This window comes from Pseudoalteromonas sp. Of7M-16 (genome assembly GCF_022347805.1).
GTDB lineage: Bacteria > Pseudomonadota > Gammaproteobacteria > Enterobacterales > Alteromonadaceae > Pseudoalteromonas > Pseudoalteromonas luteoviolacea_F.
Genome location: NZ_JAKRFY010000025.1, coordinates 50,580 through 66,010 on the forward strand (window position 1 = coordinate 50,580; position 15,431 = coordinate 66,010).

At 40.3% G+C, this 15,431-nt stretch carries 12 protein-coding genes; 2 read left to right on the top strand and 10 right to left on the bottom strand.

The genetic code is table 11. The features are described 5' to 3' along the window. Positions 1-1,017: 1,017 nt before the first annotated feature. Positions 1,018-2,988: a hypothetical protein gene (locus tag MHN81_RS21440; protein WP_239426678.1), complete on the top strand. Its 1,971-nt coding sequence runs from the start codon at positions 1,018-1,020 to the stop codon at positions 2,986-2,988. A 617-nt stretch (positions 2,989-3,605) separates the two neighbouring features. Here MHN81_RS21440 and MHN81_RS21445 read toward each other — a convergent pair. From MHN81_RS21445 to hutH, 5 genes are all read right to left on the bottom strand, one after another. Continuing rightward, positions 3,606-5,063 carry a putative lipase gene (locus tag MHN81_RS21445; protein WP_239426679.1) on the bottom strand — a complete coding sequence of 486 codons (1,458 nt, stop codon included), beginning with the start codon at positions 5,061-5,063 and terminating at the stop codon, positions 3,606-3,608. Between the two features lie 763 nt (positions 5,064-5,826). Then, a complete protein-coding gene (locus MHN81_RS21450) occupies positions 5,827-6,444 on the bottom strand; it encodes an HAD family phosphatase (RefSeq protein ID WP_023399983.1) in 618 nt (205 codons plus the stop codon). A 289-nt stretch (positions 6,445-6,733) separates the two neighbouring features. Further along, entirely contained in the window at positions 6,734-6,907 is a 174-nt protein-coding gene (locus MHN81_RS21455; RefSeq protein ID WP_155250771.1) for a hypothetical protein, read from the bottom strand. Between the two features lie 452 nt (positions 6,908-7,359). After that, on the bottom strand, positions 7,360-9,360 hold the full coding sequence (locus MHN81_RS21460) for a urocanate hydratase (RefSeq protein WP_239426680.1): 2,001 nt from the start codon (positions 9,358-9,360) through the stop codon (positions 7,360-7,362). A gap of 11 nt (positions 9,361-9,371) precedes the next feature. Beyond that, positions 9,372-10,871 (bottom strand): histidine ammonia-lyase, encoded by a 1,500-nt coding sequence (hutH, locus tag MHN81_RS21465; protein ID WP_023399980.1) that lies wholly within the window; start codon positions 10,869-10,871, stop codon positions 9,372-9,374. Positions 10,872-11,091: 220 nt separating this feature from the next. On the opposite strand from hutH, the gene MHN81_RS21470 reads away from it, so the two are divergent. Next, positions 11,092-11,988: a LysR family transcriptional regulator gene (locus tag MHN81_RS21470; RefSeq protein ID WP_023399979.1), complete on the top strand. Its 897-nt coding sequence runs from the start codon at positions 11,092-11,094 to the stop codon at positions 11,986-11,988. Positions 11,989-12,030: 42 nt separating this feature from the next. Here the strand turns inward: MHN81_RS21470 and MHN81_RS21475 are convergent, their stop codons facing one another. The 5 genes from MHN81_RS21475 to MHN81_RS21495 all read right to left on the bottom strand — a co-directional run bounded on the left by MHN81_RS21475 (position 12,031) and on the right by MHN81_RS21495 (position 15,358). Continuing rightward, positions 12,031-12,441 (bottom strand): GNAT family N-acetyltransferase, encoded by a 411-nt coding sequence (locus MHN81_RS21475; protein WP_023399978.1) that lies wholly within the window; start codon positions 12,439-12,441, stop codon positions 12,031-12,033. 269 nt (positions 12,442-12,710) lie between these two features. Next, a complete protein-coding gene (locus tag MHN81_RS21480; protein ID WP_023399977.1) occupies positions 12,711-13,034 on the bottom strand; it encodes a hypothetical protein in 324 nt (107 codons plus the stop codon). Between the two features lie 656 nt (positions 13,035-13,690). Further along, positions 13,691-14,041, bottom strand: a complete 351-nt coding sequence (locus MHN81_RS21485; protein ID WP_023399976.1) for a hypothetical protein — start codon at positions 14,039-14,041, stop codon at positions 13,691-13,693. Positions 14,042-14,066: 25 nt separating this feature from the next. Further along, positions 14,067-14,651 carry a DUF4377 domain-containing protein gene (locus MHN81_RS21490; RefSeq protein ID WP_239426681.1) on the bottom strand — a complete coding sequence of 195 codons (585 nt, stop codon included), beginning with the start codon at positions 14,649-14,651 and terminating at the stop codon, positions 14,067-14,069. 80 nt (positions 14,652-14,731) lie between these two features. Then, positions 14,732-15,358 (bottom strand): LysE family translocator, encoded by a 627-nt coding sequence (locus MHN81_RS21495; protein WP_023399974.1) that lies wholly within the window; start codon positions 15,356-15,358, stop codon positions 14,732-14,734. Positions 15,359-15,431 lie beyond the last annotated feature (73 nt).

Sequence of the window (15,431 nt, forward strand, 5' to 3'; positions counted from 1 at the left end):
GGTAGGTGCGGACGTTGATTCCATAAGCCTCTGCCACACTAGCTGAGTAAGACCGGCAGCGCGCCGCTCCTTGCGCAATGCAGCTCTACAAAATCTAAATGAAATACCTGTGTTGCAACAGCGTGCAGATCAACAAATTTAGCCTGCCTCGTTCCGTGCTCCCAGTGCGGTAAGTTCGCTCCCCTACCCCAAGAGTAACCTAAACTTCAAGCTGCATAGGTCCTGCCAGAGCACGCCCCATGGTTAGTAGTTTCGAAGCGCTAATCAGGTTCATACCGCCCTCGTATGCATCTGTCGCAAAAGTGCGCGAGCCTGTCAAACTTACTAACCTGCTCTTGGCTACGAGATTTAATAGTGCCGGGTAAAGCAAAATTTTTGTGCAACTCTTTTTGAGCCGGTTTAATCGATGGATCTATGCGTAAGGAAAGCAGCTTAGACAACGATGGAGGTTTGCCGCACCGCTCGAAAAAAGAGTATCCACACCGTGTGCAACATCAACCCGCGTACAATTACGTTTCGCCAGACATTCCAGTAAATACCGAAAACCATCGCCTCCCAGCACATCATTGTTAGCTACCCATAACAAATTTTGCGCTGACACCAGTTATATTTACATCACAACATCATCAAGTTTCAAAACAGAAACAAATCACACCGTTATGCACGGTTCGCTTTTCTTAAACAGATGCTTTGCTTAAATTTGTCCTTTTGGAGAGATTTGGAACATAAGGACACCGAAAATGTTTAATTAGTTACGATTTAGTTGGATGTTTTTAATATGTACTACAGGCTAGGCGACTAGTTCACCGCACCGTGTCAAATTGGCTCTTCGTTTTAATTTTAGGTGTTCACAATATTTTGTTTCGCATTTGTATTTTCCACCGAGATTTTAAACACTTTTATAAATTTGGTTGTGGGTCTACGATACATCCGCGTTTGTCTTCGCGATTACATCTTCGCTGATTTGTTGTATATAATATCGCCGCTAAAAATTCATACACTTAAGGAAAGTAAAGCATGAAATATATATTTGGGATCTCTGTTTTAGCGATTGCAGCGATGCAAGGTGCACACGCAATCTCAAAACCAACAGGGAAATTCTCTTTTCAGCCCAGTACAATTACTGTGGGAGAATCCAGCACACTAAGGTGGCATGTCGTTAATGCCACAAGTTGTAAAAACCAATGGGGAACGGAAATTGGAACCAGTGGTTCATATACTACCACCCCCTCAGTCGGTACTACCGAGTACCAATTTACGTGTACGGGATCTGGCGGGCGCGCAGCATTCAAAGCGCGACGAGTTGTAAAACCTCGCCCCTTGCCTATGGCAAGCTTCGCCTACCACCCCCGTACCGCCGAAGTTGGGACACCAATCACCCTGAAATGGTCTACCGAACATGCAACGTCATGTAAAAACCCATGGGGAACTGAAGTTGGTACATCAGGACGTTATACTTTCACAAGCAACAGACCAGGTACTGTCAGTTATCAATTTACTTGCACTGGTCCGGGCGGTAATACAAAAACAACAGCATCATATACCCTTACCCCAGTCTCTAAACCAATAATCAGTAACTTAAAATACACTCCAAACACTGCCTATTTGGGCCAGCGCCAAACATTGAAATTCTCGTATAGCCATGCAAGTAAATGTTACGCCTATAATAGTGAAGGTGATGAAATTGTCTATTATGAAGGAGCGCAAAAAAGTGGTAATTACAGCTGGACGTCTGAGCGGCGTACAAATCTCGTGGACAATTACGAACTCAAAGTCTTCTGTGAAGGAAAAGGCGGTACCACACAAAGCGTCACTAACTACAGCGTGTCGGAAAACCCGACAGTCACGTCCCTAAGACACGCATTTAAAGCAAGAGCGCTTCACAATTGGGTGAATAATATTCATTGTAATACACCAGTAACCATAGATGGTCGGGTACACAACGTTTGCGATGTCAAGAATATGTACAATGCGTGGCTTGGTATCGATGGGTTACTTGACCTTTATCTTGCATCTGGCGATAGTTCATTGGCTGAATTAGCATTACAGATCAGTGAAAAGTATAAAAGCACAGGTCAAGACAAAAACGCTGATGGCTATCTAGATTGGTTCAGCACACCTTTGTTCTATCACAATGGTAACATGTATGACCATGATCACTATGAGTGGCGAGCAGGTGCAGGAGTTGCACGTACTATCGCCGTTATATTGGATGACCCTCAACTTTCCTCTTTACATTCAAGAGCAAAAAGCCTTCAAGTTTTTGCTGAACAGCATATTTGGCGCAAGTGGTACGCTAAATATGGCCAATTCAGTAATTTGAAAGTAACACATTTTATAGGTCGAGTTGGTACAATTGCGCTGTTTCTTAATAAACATAGCTCTGATCCTACCCTTAAAAATCAATACCAAAGCTTTATAAAGAATCGCGGGCAAGTATTGAAAGACTCTTTGGAGCACATCACAACCAACGGAGCCAATGCCTATAATATTCGCTGCTATGCGCCTGCTGGCGGGGTCGCTCAAGATTGTGCGTCAAACAGCCTGCCTGTTGGGGGAACCATTGACGTAAGTCATGCCGGTGATACAGTCGCATTTATTGTAGAAGCGTACCTAGCTGGAGGCTTTGGCGTCTTTGACCATCAAGACATGATGCGATTATCTAATACAGTGACGCAATTAATTATCTCCGACTTGGATCAACGGTTCAGATCCAATGTTTGTTCAATTGATGCCTGTAGTAAAAACAGAGGCTCAGATCCTTACTACCGTAATATTGGCGCTTATCAAAGCCAATGGGCAAAATTGGCACAGTTCGACAAAACCTTACTCGACATTTACTTATACTGGCTGTCTACCCAAAATATAAATGTCACCCCAAAATCAGCACCTGAAATATTTATTGATCACTCGCAATCATTACCTGGTGGTTACAGTACACCCAATATATTGGGAAATATTGCGCTGGCAGTCGCTCGAACTCAGTAACATTGTGGCTTCAATGCTCGTTTAATCACTATGCGTAAGGCTAGGTTTTTCCCTTTGGCCTTGCGCTTAGTGGTCATAAGCTAATGGCAAAGATAAGATCGGTACACATTGACAGCCTTACCAACTTATAGACCTATGCCCTATCCTATATCCACTCCAATCTAATTTGGATGGCACGAAAGTTACTTATTTACAATAAGTCCGCTTGACAATGAACGTGAAGAATCCCAAAACTTGACAGGTAAAATTTAAAAACCATGTGATGCAGCACCTTTTCCCGAGCTAGTTAGGCACCCTGAGTTAAATACACGATTTGCACGAATAGTGGAAGAATAAAGCTCCTGTAAGTCAAACCAAAGCCCAACAAAGGCGCTGTATAACACCGATTGATTTTTCTAATTGGGGGACAAGAAATAACAGCTAGGCCGGATATAAAATCAGGGCAACGTGTTAGTGCACATGGTTAGTCAATAAAGTGTGGCTGTTAGAGGAAACGTTCAGACAACGAGGTAGCAATTGAAGGTTTTATTATTCATAACAGATTAAAATAGCTCAAAAAGCCCTAACCTGTTAGGGCTTATAAGAAATCAGGTATGATTACCTGTTAAATCGTCTAATTAATGGTATAGATTCAACATATTTTGTAATTCATATGTATGATGCTCCATACGGTCATGAGGGTAGTTATTAGCGCCACCATGAAACACATGTTTAAAGCTTGAGGAATTGTAGAACGGTAACGTATTTAAGCTAGATGAATTAATGTCTAGTGCACTGACTGTAGGAATAAAGCTGTGTTTATCAACATTATTATACGATAGAATTGCTACACCTGAACTCGATAACTCTTGTCTCAGAGCGCCATATCCAGCTAGGTAACTACCTGGTGCGTAATCAAAGTGCTTACTGTTGTATGGGTAGTATCCTTTATATGCATGATTGTCAATTTTAGTTGATTTAATTCTAAATGTTCTTTTGTCAAAACCAAGGTCAAATTGAGCCGTCATAATATCTTTATTCTCACCTGGCTCACCATAACTACCATCGTAATTGCGACCGTAACCATTACCGTTGGAAAATGCAGCTGAAGCATGTTTCAATGGCTGGCCATAGCGAGCAAGGTCTTCATAAGTGCGATAAACATCATTTCCTATTACTGACATAGTACCAGCTGTGCCTGCAACTAAACTATCTAATGATGCAGCGATCTTCTCTCTACTTCTACTACATTCCGGAATAAATCGACAATCATTTAGCTTGTTTTTCATACTTCTAAGCATTTCTACCACTTGATATGGTGTGTTTGCGCCACGATGCGGTGTATCTAATGTGCCGTAAAAAGAAACATTGTGGTCTATACGTTTGCTTTCCAAATCGGCTAGCGCTTTTCTCGCTATGAGACCTCCCATACTATAGCCAATTACCGCAGATTTCTTCATTCCAGCATGTCTAAATTTATCAACTAATAAAAGGCGTTTGAACACTTCGCTGCTGTTAGAGATGTCTGACCTAGAATCCGTATTAATAAAAACAATATCTCTAGTGGAGTTATTTAACTCTCTTTGAAATTGTGGCTTACCATAATTGCTAGAACCTGATGGGAAAAACATATCAAAAAATGTTTTCATCGTTCGCGTAGAGTTCGGATCCAAGCCATCAATAATATACACGGGCTTGTCAAATATATTATCTTGACCTAGCTCAGTATTAGTATACAACTTAAAATTGTTATATCTATTTGAGTGTGTGCCTTTGCAAAACTCTAATTGAGATGGGTCATGACGGTAATATTGCATACAGTAGCCAGTTCTCCTGCCCTGCTCCTCGCGCTCACTTATCAACCTCACCTGACTATTATTAATGATTTCATACATTTTCTCTGCTTCTAAAACACTAGTCCGACCCGTTCGCTGATCTACCTTAATTCTTGCCCCGGTGATAATTGCTCCTCTTAGTGGCCCGTCAATCATATAACTCGCCGAAGAGTTGATAACAAACGGTCCACTCGCATGTGCATTAAGCGAAAATAAAGTTGCAGAAAGTGGGAGCAATAGCTTTTTTATATTAGTAAACATTTCATATCCTTTTATTTATATTTAAATTTCATTTCGTGAAGAAGCACACATTAATTGAGCTACAACAACTGAAAGAATTAAAAATACAAGTTCTTTATTTTTAGCCATAAAAAAGTGTATGGCGTGAACTTGTCATTCGATATTACTACTGCCCACATTGAGAACATTCATCTATGATAAAAAGTGAAAAAATATTTATTAAGCTTAACTATCAAACAGTTAAAGGGCTATTTTTGGTTAAAATGACGACTCAATAAGAATCATTGTTCGTAGAAAAAAGATAAAAATAGAAATTGATAAACAAATAGAAATAGACACTTTCTTTTTCGCAGGGGCTTGCTCTCTAAATAATTGATCTTCTGCCCTTTTACTTGCTTAGATAAAAAAACGTAACTTAACTCAAACCACCCTGACAAAGAAAATTAAGAATTGGTCTGCCTATAACCGAGTATTGGTATAGAGTGGCAATATTAATATTTGGGTCAGTGACGACGCTATTCAATAATGGCAAACCGCATAAAAACACTACACAAACAAAAACCTGTTAGCAAAAATAAAAAACGGCACCGGCTTGTTCTTGTATTAATATAGTGTCCAGACACGAAATATTTAGCTCTGTAAATAATCAAAGGCTAAGGGGTTTATTAAAGCATGCATTCAAGTGGGTAAAATGAGTGAATGAGTGAACGCCTAAATTCACCCAATGTGTATGACTGCCGCCAATTTAAGGGCCAATTGGCGGCCAATAAAGTAATTAATGATATTAAAAAATCAGCCCTAGCCGTTTAAGCTCTTTTTCGCCCTGCTCTGCACTCTCAAACTGTATTGCTTCCATGCCCACCGCCATTGCGCCCGCTACATTGTGGGGCATATCATCAAGAAAGACCGTTTCATTGGCAGCCAGGTTGAATTGCTCTAGCAGCGCATGATAAATCTCAGGCTGAGGCTTTAAAACTCCTAGATCAGCAGACACAATTTCGCCGTCGAACAAGTTCCAAAAATCATAAGTACGTTTGAGGTATGCGACAATTTCATGCACATTATCGGTTAAGGTATATACGCCGTAGCCTGCCTGTTTCACTCGCTGTATAAGCTCTACTGACTGATAAAGTAAAATAAGAGATTGTTTGGTGTAGTGAAAAAGCCGCTCAGTATCTTGCGCAGAGAATCCCAGCTCTTCTTGGTATCTTCGTTTTGCTTCTTGTTCTGTGGTTATGCCTTTATTGATATCCAACCAAATATCAGAGTGAAAAACCAATTTTGCAAGGGCTTCAACCTCTTTTGCATCAGGAAATGTCAGTCTAACAATGTCTATCGGAGACCAACGTACAACAACGTTACCTATGTCAAAAACTACATTTTTTATCCGATTTTGTGCCATTTTTATTCCTTTGTTTTGCGTTTTGTCTTTCACAGAGTGTACACGAGTATGTCGATGCTATTTTGATATTAAAAGTTGAATTAAGTTCATACTGCGAAATAACAAAATCAAGACTATCGCCATTTGTATTAATAAGTAAGGCAGGGGTAATCACTTTTACCAATAGAGCACGAGTTTGCTATGTAGGGAAAGTGAAAAGACGAACAATCGTATATCGAAAGTAGGTCAATTAAGACCTACGACAAGGGTTAAGGATATTTACAAACACAAGCATAGCTTGCTTTTTTCATTAGCAGTTATCTGAGTAACACTGCCAAGAAACCTGACATTTGACTGTTGGTAAACAGCCTAGGGTATCTAAGCCATTTGCACCGCCAATCTGAGGAGTCTGCTGTTGATTAAGCGATTTGTGAGACGTGCTTAGGTTTTTGACTTTCTTTTTACTTAGTTTAAGTAACATCATAATTTCCTTTGGTTAGTTACATTCAACACGCACACAATAGCAGGTTTTTATATTCACACAATACCTATATGCAAAATTAATTATCCTTTTTTGATCTTAATTATGGTTATTTAATTTGCCAATATTGATATTTTTAAAATATCCCAATCGTTTTTTGTTTTAATTTTGAACGTATTTAACACTTCATCATCAAATGGGTAGTTTAATTCCCATTTAGTTACATAACTCATTCGATATTATTAGATAAACGTCATAAGGATATTTTTTAAAAAATTCGTAATTGCGAGAAAGTATGGCTAAAAAATCCGCTTGAGATATGTAGTATTGTCAGACTGTCAAACGAGGTAGTTTGATTTAATGGTAGGTAAGCAAGAAAAGTCTATAAAAAGTAGATGGTCTAAGTTAGAACAATGTAGAGCTCAAGTACAGCTTAAGCTCTACATTAGATATGGTTACAATGACAAGCTATTTAAAATATCGTCATCCACATTGTTTGAAAGCGTGACTTTCAGTTTTGGCGTTCTGGCCATTTCACGTTTAATTGCAAAATTTGCTTCTTCGTTACGTGCCCAGCTACGACGTGCTATACCATTGTTCACATCAAACAATAGCATTGACTTCAAGCGGCGCTCAGCATCGCTCGATCCATCTAGCAACATACCAAAACCACCGTTAATCACTTCACCCCAGCCTACACCGCCACCGTTGTGGATAGACACCCAAGTCGCACCACGGAAGCTATCGCCAATAACGTTGTGAATAGCCATATCTGCTGTAAAGCGACTTCCATCATAAATATTTGATGTTTCTCGGAAAGGTGAGTCTGTACCACTTACGTCATGGTGGTCACGACCTAGTACAACAGGGCCAATTTCACCACGCTCAATCGCATCGTTGAACGCTTTTGCAATTTTCATACGGCCTTCTGCATCTGCATACAAAATGCGCGCCTGAGAACCCACAACCAGTTTGTTTTGCTTCGCGTCATTAATCCAAGTGATGTTATCTTGCATCTGTTGCTGAATTTCTTCAGGTGACTCAGCCATGATCTCTTCAAGCACTTTCGCGGCAATCGCGTCTGTTTTATCCAAGTCTTCAGGCTTACCAGATGTACATACCCAACGGAACGGACCAAAACCATAGTCAAAGCACATTGGACCCAAGATGTCTTGAACGTATGACGGGTATTTAAAATCAATGCCATTTTCCGCCATCACATCGCCACCAGCTCGTGACGCTTCAAGTAAGAACGCGTTTCCATAGTCGAAGAAGTAAGTACCTTTTGCTGTGTGCTTATTCACTGCATCAGCGTGGCGTTTAAGCGTAGCTTGTACTTTTTCTTTGAATACTTCAGGCTCTTCACGAATAAGACGGTTTGACTCTTCGTAGCTAATATCAACCGGATAGTAACCACCTGACCAAGGGTTATGAAGTGACGTCTGGTCAGAACCAAGGTGAACAAAGATGTCTTCTGCAAGGAATGATTCCCACACATCAACGATGTTACCGATAAATGCGATTGAAACTACTTCCTCGCCCGCTTGCGCTTTTTTAACACGAGCGACAAGATCTGGCATGTTATCAACTAGCTCATCAACCCAGCCTTGTTCGTGACGCTTAATTGCCGCTTTTGGATTTACCTCTGCACACACTGTAATACAGTTAGCAATGTTACCCGCTTTAGGCTGCGCACCACTCATGCCACCAAGACCCGCAGTTAAGAAGATCTTGCCTTTCGGGCTGTCACCTTTTTCTAGTACTTTACGGAATGCGTTCATGACCGTGATAGTAGTACCGTGTACGATACCTTGCGGACCAATGTACATGAATGAGCCCGCAGTCATCTGGCCGTATTGTGTTACGCCAAGTGCGTTGAACTTTTCCCAGTCATCTGGCTGAGAGTAGTTAGGGATCATCATACCGTTGGTAACGACAACGCGAGGCGCATCTTTTGATGATGGGAATAAACCCATAGGGTGACCTGAGTACATATGAAGTGTTTGATCTTCTTCCATTTCGCTCAAGTACTTCATCGCAAGTAGGTATTGCGCCCAGTTTTGGAATACAGCACCGTTACCACCGTAAGTGATCAGCTCTTCTGGGTGCTGTGCTACAGCTGGATCTAGGTTGTTGTCAATCATCAGCATGATTGCAGCTGCTTGCTCGCATTTAGCTGGGTAATCTGAAATTGAACGCGCTTTTAACTCATAGTTAGGCTTAAAGCGGTACATATAGATACGACCAAAATCCTTAAGTTCTTGTGCAAATTCTGCAGCAAGCTCTTGGTGCCATTCTTTAGGGAAATAACGCAGCGCGTTTCTAACCGCCAGCTGCTTATCTTCAGGGCTTAAAATGTCCTTACGCTTTGGCGCACGGTTTGCTCCAGCAGGATACGGCTTTGCTTCTGGCAATACGCTAGGGATACCCTGCTTAATTTGTTCTTGAAAGTTCATCTCGGATTTCCTTAGTTCACTGTAACCGTAAATGCTTGTGACTTAACAAACTCAACCATAGCATCAATGTCTGGTTTAAGTAGTCTGTCTTCTTCAAGCTTCGCGACCTTTGTACGGATCAAGGCATGATTTTGTTCAATAATATCTGAACACGTATTTGGACGTCTAAAATCAACAGCTTGCGCAGCATACATCAATTCAATCGCGAAGATTTTTTCTAAGTTGCCTAAGATTTGATTAAATTTACGACCTGAAATACTACCCATAGACACATGGTCTTCTTGGCCCATAGACGTTGGTACACTATCCGCAGACGGTGGGAAACACAGTGATTTATTCTCTGTAACCAAAGCCGCTGTAGTATATTGCGGGATCATCATGCCTGAATTCAAACCACCAGAAGTAGTCAACAAACGAGGTAGGCCGTGTAAGCCTTCTAGTAGCAAATAACAGCGACGGTCTGAAATATTACCAAGTTCAGCTGCGGCAATCGACGCGTAATCAAGTACCATTGCCAAAGGCTGACCATGGAAACTACCGCCTGAAATGGCTTCTTCTTCACTGATCACAATTGGGTTATCTGTCACTGAGTTCATTTCAGTTTCAGCAAGTTCTTTTAAGTGGTTAAATGCATTGCGAGATGCACCATGAACCTGTGGGATACATCTCAGTGAGTATGGGTCTTGTACGCGATCGCACTCTTCGTGGTCTGCCATATTCTGTGAGTCTTTAAATAGACGGCGCATACGTTTTGCAACAGCGATGTTACCTTCAAATGCACGAATTGCATGTAACTCTTCGCGGAACGGCTGCTCACTGCCCTGCATACCTTCAATGCTCATCGCACCAGCAACATCTGCAAGATCCAAGAGGTAACGCATCTTTGTCAAACCAGTGATGGCGTGAGATAAGATAAACTGTGTACCATTGATAAGTGCCAAACCTTCTTTTGAGTCAAGGTCCATTGCTTCTAAATTATTGTCAGCAAGTACTTTCGCCGCAGGCTGGATCTCATCACCTACCCAAAACTCACCTTCACCTAAAAGTGGTAAAAATAAATGTGAAAGTGGTGCTAAATCACCTGACGCACCAACAGAACCCTGCTCCGGTACAACTGGGATAATATCGAGTTCGATAAACTTCAGCATGCGCTCAACAACTTCCAGACGAATGCCCGAGAAACCTTGGCTCAACGCGTGAACTTTGGTGATAAGCATCAGCTTAGAAATAGACTTTGCGATCGGGTTACCTACACCTACTGCGTGGGTAATAAGAAGATTTTTTTGAAGTAACTTTGTCTCTTCAGGGGAAACTTGGGTGTCGCACAGCGGGCCAAAACCAGTATTAATACCATAAACGGCTTTGTCAGATGCTGCCATCTTGTCTACACGTTGACGGCTATTGTTAATTTTATCTAATGCTTCCTGACAAAGCTCTGCTTCAATACTGCCATCGGCTATGCCGTTCACAATATCAAGGTTCAGACGATCTACACCATATCTAAACGTCATCTTATTCTCCTAAATATATGCTTTTCCTAAGCAACTGTGTGCTTGATGACGCAATATTACTCCTCAATTGATGTTTTATAAATTGTAGATAATCGTATTTCATTCCGATTTTATCAAACTTTAAGTTTTCACTTTGCTGAACATTCCTCTACAATAGCCGTAATGATGTTTTAAGGCCTTTTCTAAGCGTAAATATGCGCGGCTTTTTGGAGATAAACCTGTGCAAGTTCATGACGTTGACTTACGTCTACTGAGAATTTTTGTCGCTATTGTTGAGTCTGGCGGGCTGTCTGCCGCAGAGTCTCGCCTCAACATAGGGCGATCAACCATCAGCTCCCACCTATCAGATCTTGAAGTACGACTCGGAATCAAACTGTGTAAACGAGGACGTGGCGGGTTTGAGTTAACCGAACCGGGCAGAGTAACTTATCAAGCATCTCTTGAACTTTTGCAGCAATGTGAAGCTTTTGCAACTACCGTCGCCAGCTCTAAAAATGAGCTCTCTGGGCGTGTCACTATCGCAGTCATTGATACCATGGCCAGTGATCCTCGATGCGGTATTGCAAACGCCATCGCTTCTCTTAAAGCACAAAGTGACAACATTCAGTTTGATATTAATGTATGTGAAGCAAAAGAGGTTGAAACCTCAGTGATAAATGGTCGCTCATTAGTTGGACTTGGAGTTAGTCGCCACCACTTACGCGGCTTAGAGTACATTCCACTTTATGACGAAAAAAACTACTTGTACTGTGCAAAGGGTCACCCATTGTTTGACTGCAAGGCTTCTCAGGTAAGCAAGCAACTTAATAGTGCAGAGGTTGTTTCTAGTAACTATATGAGAGATAAAGAAGTTAGAAATGATGGACTTAACTACATGAACAGCGCTATCGCTTACCATGATGAGGGCATTGCTCACTTAATCCTTTCCGGTGCTTTTATTGGCTACTTACCGGAACATTACGCGAGCTATTGGGTTGATAAAGGGCTCTTTAAAGCAATATCTCCACAAAAATACGCTTATACTATTCCTGTCTCATTGATAACAGCAAAAAACTACTCAGCTTCCCCGCTTGCAAATGCCATTATTGAAGAGCTAAAGCGCAGCCATACCTATTAAAGCAATACTTGAGGGAAACCTTCCCGTTTCCCTTACGCAAATTTATTGTTTTTGATAAAACTTTTTGGTCATACCTTGACTTTTAGGTGAAACCAAACGATACCCTAGCTTTTCATAAAACGCTGGTTCATCGGCTATCATCGATACGTATGATCCTTCTAAAGCCACTGATGCTAAATATCGGTCAATAAACGTCATCACTTCACGGCCAAGCCCCCGCCCCTGATACTTTGGGTCGACTGCAACGTCAACGATTTCAAAGTTACAAGCACCATCACCAACAACTCGCCCCATTCCTATTAACAGCCCTTCTTCACGAATTGATACGCCGTATAATGAATTAGGTAAGCCAATTTCAGCGGCCTGCAAAGACTTAGCAGAAAGCCCTGCTGTCACCCGCAAATCACAATATTCTTGTGGTGTAGGAGTTTGTTCTTCAACTGTATAATTCATAATCTTTCCTCGGTAATATTGGGACGATTATACACGGAACTGTTTATTTATACAGTGCTTTGTTAATTTCCCCTCCTAGCTTCTAATATTAGAGAGATAAAATTTGATTCTTGAGTTGGCTAGTCGTAGAAGAGAAGAATAAGTAGCTAAGAATAAAAGTTCATGGAAAGCTAGGCTTTGCAAATAGGTAAGCGAAAACGCACTGTAAAAGCTTAATTTATTGGTATTAAAAATAATGTAGGGCTATTGCTAGCCCCTATTATCAATAATTATTGTTTAATATAAGCCGCATACGCTGTATTTGTATTTTTTCCACCCCAAGGTGTCGCGCCACAATGACTTGCCCAAAATCCTATTTTTTTACCACTGGCCATTGCTGTCAAAGCTAAACTGTACATCTGGTCAAAGCCCTCTTTTGTTTTATCAAGCTTCACAACTCCTGAGATATCGCAATTTTTAGGGTTTTGCATTCCATCTCCCCACATGTACACATGCCCATGCTCTACTTGGATATGTTTTATTAAGAATGCACCTGTATTAGCACTAGATATAAATGGAGCACATAAAAGGGCAAAAGCGATTATCTTTTTCATTATCATTTCCTTTAGTTAATATCAAAACAATAATAAGCAAAGATTTTAACAAACTCAACATACACATTAAAAATAGAGTAGCACATTATAAAATATATGAATTATTACATAAAATAACATCGAAAATAAATTACAAAAACCTGATAAAATAAATGGCTAACTAGCTTAATCTCACATCACTTAAAAACACAATTTTGATCTAACCCTAACACCCTAGCCAAAAATAAATGAGCATTTAATTCAAAGATCAGCATGTTCAATTACTGTTAGGTGATAGTAAAACTAATGATAGTCAGCTAAAGTGCAATTAGCCGTTAAATGCGGTTGGTGAGACCATGTTTTTAAAATTAAGTAAACATACTCTAAAAACAAAGTCTCTGCTAAAGAGAGGTATTACTAACAGAAAGTGCTGAGTTATGCCGCAGTAGTTATAAGATACTTTTCGGCGGTTTGCAGCCACCTGCTCTCCCCCTAAGATTGTAAACGCGTCCGATGTTAATAATATCGAGTATTTATGAGACAACAACCAATGCAACCCAAATAAAAGCATCTGAATTAGTCGTTTTAAAGCGGACATTGCAATTCTTAGATACGCGTTAAATCAAACATTTGGATATGCCACAACTAGCCATCTAGCGGTTTCATTTACCTAGCCCTTAATCTTGTTTCACGAATTGATTGCACTTTCTAATGCCAATTGCAGTTATCAAAGTAAACACACCATACATAACTATTTTTCCAATCCATGTAGATGAAGGCAGAGAGTAAAACAACCTTAAATAGTCATTTACAATAAATATGCCTAAGCCAACAATCACTGCTATTAATCTAAAGCACCAAAACCCACCATGTTTAATGGTATTCACAGACAATAGCAGCACAAGCATAGACATATAGTATGCAATTACAGACATCGCACCAGGTACGAAGCTAGGAGCATAGAGAAGAAAAGAAAAGACGACTAACAACCAATAGTAAAATCTTAGAATAAAGCTCTTATATTTCATTATCTTTCCTTGATATTCAGCGTATTTAATTCCAGTGCGATAGCTTTATTCGGCCATTTCCAATATAAACAAAAGTCAGATTAACCGCCCCAGCAGTATTATTGATTTCAACCAACTTATCACAATCAACCTGATTTGCGCATTCAAATACTTGGCCCAAAAATTCAAAAGATCCATTGTTCGATACAAAGGTGCTGTCCAGCAAATCAACATTTTGGTATTCGTAAACAGTATTGATTGAATCTTCTTGTTGTGAAGATATTTCGCTTAATTGATATCGCTTACTGCTACTATCCGCTGGGGGGTTTTCAATGTCCTTAACCTCGACTATGAGTTCGTAGCGTGTGCCCCAACGATAGTCAAAATTTTCAATGTCCCCATAAAATAGTTCAAACTCCTGTTCTTCATCTCCCTCCACTCTCAAGCACAGTTGCTGCGTAACACTTGTGCAGGGCGAGCGGTAAGGCGATAGCTTTATTGTTTCGGTATATCCTTTGTTGATATTATTTTGAGCCGACTCTTTTATGCTTGAGTCTATATTTGTGTTTTCACTAGATGACCCGCAAGCTGCTAAACCGATTGATAGAACACATAATAAAATGCGTTTCATATTATTCTTCCTTATATTGAAACATATAAAGAAGAATTGCATATTATCTTGCATTATTCTGTTTCTATTTGTAAACGCCACTACTTATCATCAAGCACTATTTTGCTTGCAAGCCCGATAAGCAATAAACCCGAAAGACCTTCAAGCACCTGTGTGTACTGCTTGGCTTTATCACTGCTAAACATCCAACTCCCAGCGATTGCATACACTAAATTGCAAATTGTTGCTAATGAGCTAAAAATCAAGCCATAAATTAATAGATGCAATGCGGCGTTTTCGCTATGGGGGTCGATAAACTGAGGTAAAAAAGATAGGAAAAATAACGCAACTTTTGGATTTAAAACACTGACGATGACACCTTGCATAAAGATATTGTTTGCTTGCGTTCCTTTATGTGTTAAGTCTAGTTGTGATGTCCCTTTATACACTGAAATCAGACATTTTACTCCTAGGTAGCCAAGATATAGTGCACCCAGTATTTTTACTATGTTAAATAACAGAGCCGAACTTAAAATAACAGCAGACAACCCCAAACATGCCGCAATAGTATGACAAACATAACCGGCACCAAGCCCCGATGCAGCCTTTACGCCACTTGTGACTTTTCCTCTCATGGTATTTGTTACGATATAAATAACATCTGGTCCTGGGATCAAGTTAATCGCCAAACAGGCCAAAACAAACACATATATAGAACTAAACTCCATTTATTGCACCTCTCACTCTATATTTACCTTTAAAACTGTCGTGAAATGAATACTCATCTATATAAAGGTAAAA

What these genes read in the sequence shown, in the direction of transcription:
- MHN81_RS21440 (WP_239426678.1), top strand. Translation starts at nt 1,018, where the DNA reads ATGAAATATATATTTGGGATCTCTGTTTTAGCGATTGCAGCGATGCAA.
- MHN81_RS21445 (WP_239426679.1), bottom strand. Translation starts at nt 5,063, where the DNA reads ATGTTTACTAATATAAAAAAGCTATTGCTCCCACTTTCTGCAACTTTA.
- MHN81_RS21450 (WP_023399983.1), bottom strand. Translation starts at nt 6,444, where the DNA reads ATGGCACAAAATCGGATAAAAAATGTAGTTTTTGACATAGGTAACGTT.
- MHN81_RS21455 (WP_155250771.1), bottom strand. Translation starts at nt 6,907, where the DNA reads ATGATGTTACTTAAACTAAGTAAAAAGAAAGTCAAAAACCTAAGCACG.
- MHN81_RS21460 (WP_239426680.1), bottom strand. Translation starts at nt 9,360, where the DNA reads ATGAACTTTCAAGAACAAATTAAGCAGGGTATCCCTAGCGTATTGCCA.
- hutH (WP_023399980.1), bottom strand. Translation starts at nt 10,871, where the DNA reads ATGACGTTTAGATATGGTGTAGATCGTCTGAACCTTGATATTGTGAAC.
- MHN81_RS21475 (WP_023399978.1), bottom strand. Translation starts at nt 12,441, where the DNA reads ATGAATTATACAGTTGAAGAACAAACTCCTACACCACAAGAATATTGT.
- MHN81_RS21480 (WP_023399977.1), bottom strand. Translation starts at nt 13,034, where the DNA reads ATGAAAAAGATAATCGCTTTTGCCCTTTTATGTGCTCCATTTATATCT.
- MHN81_RS21485 (WP_023399976.1), bottom strand. Translation starts at nt 14,041, where the DNA reads ATGAAATATAAGAGCTTTATTCTAAGATTTTACTATTGGTTGTTAGTC.
- MHN81_RS21490 (WP_239426681.1), bottom strand. Translation starts at nt 14,651, where the DNA reads ATGAAACGCATTTTATTATGTGTTCTATCAATCGGTTTAGCAGCTTGC.
- MHN81_RS21495 (WP_023399974.1), bottom strand. Translation starts at nt 15,358, where the DNA reads ATGGAGTTTAGTTCTATATATGTGTTTGTTTTGGCCTGTTTGGCGATT.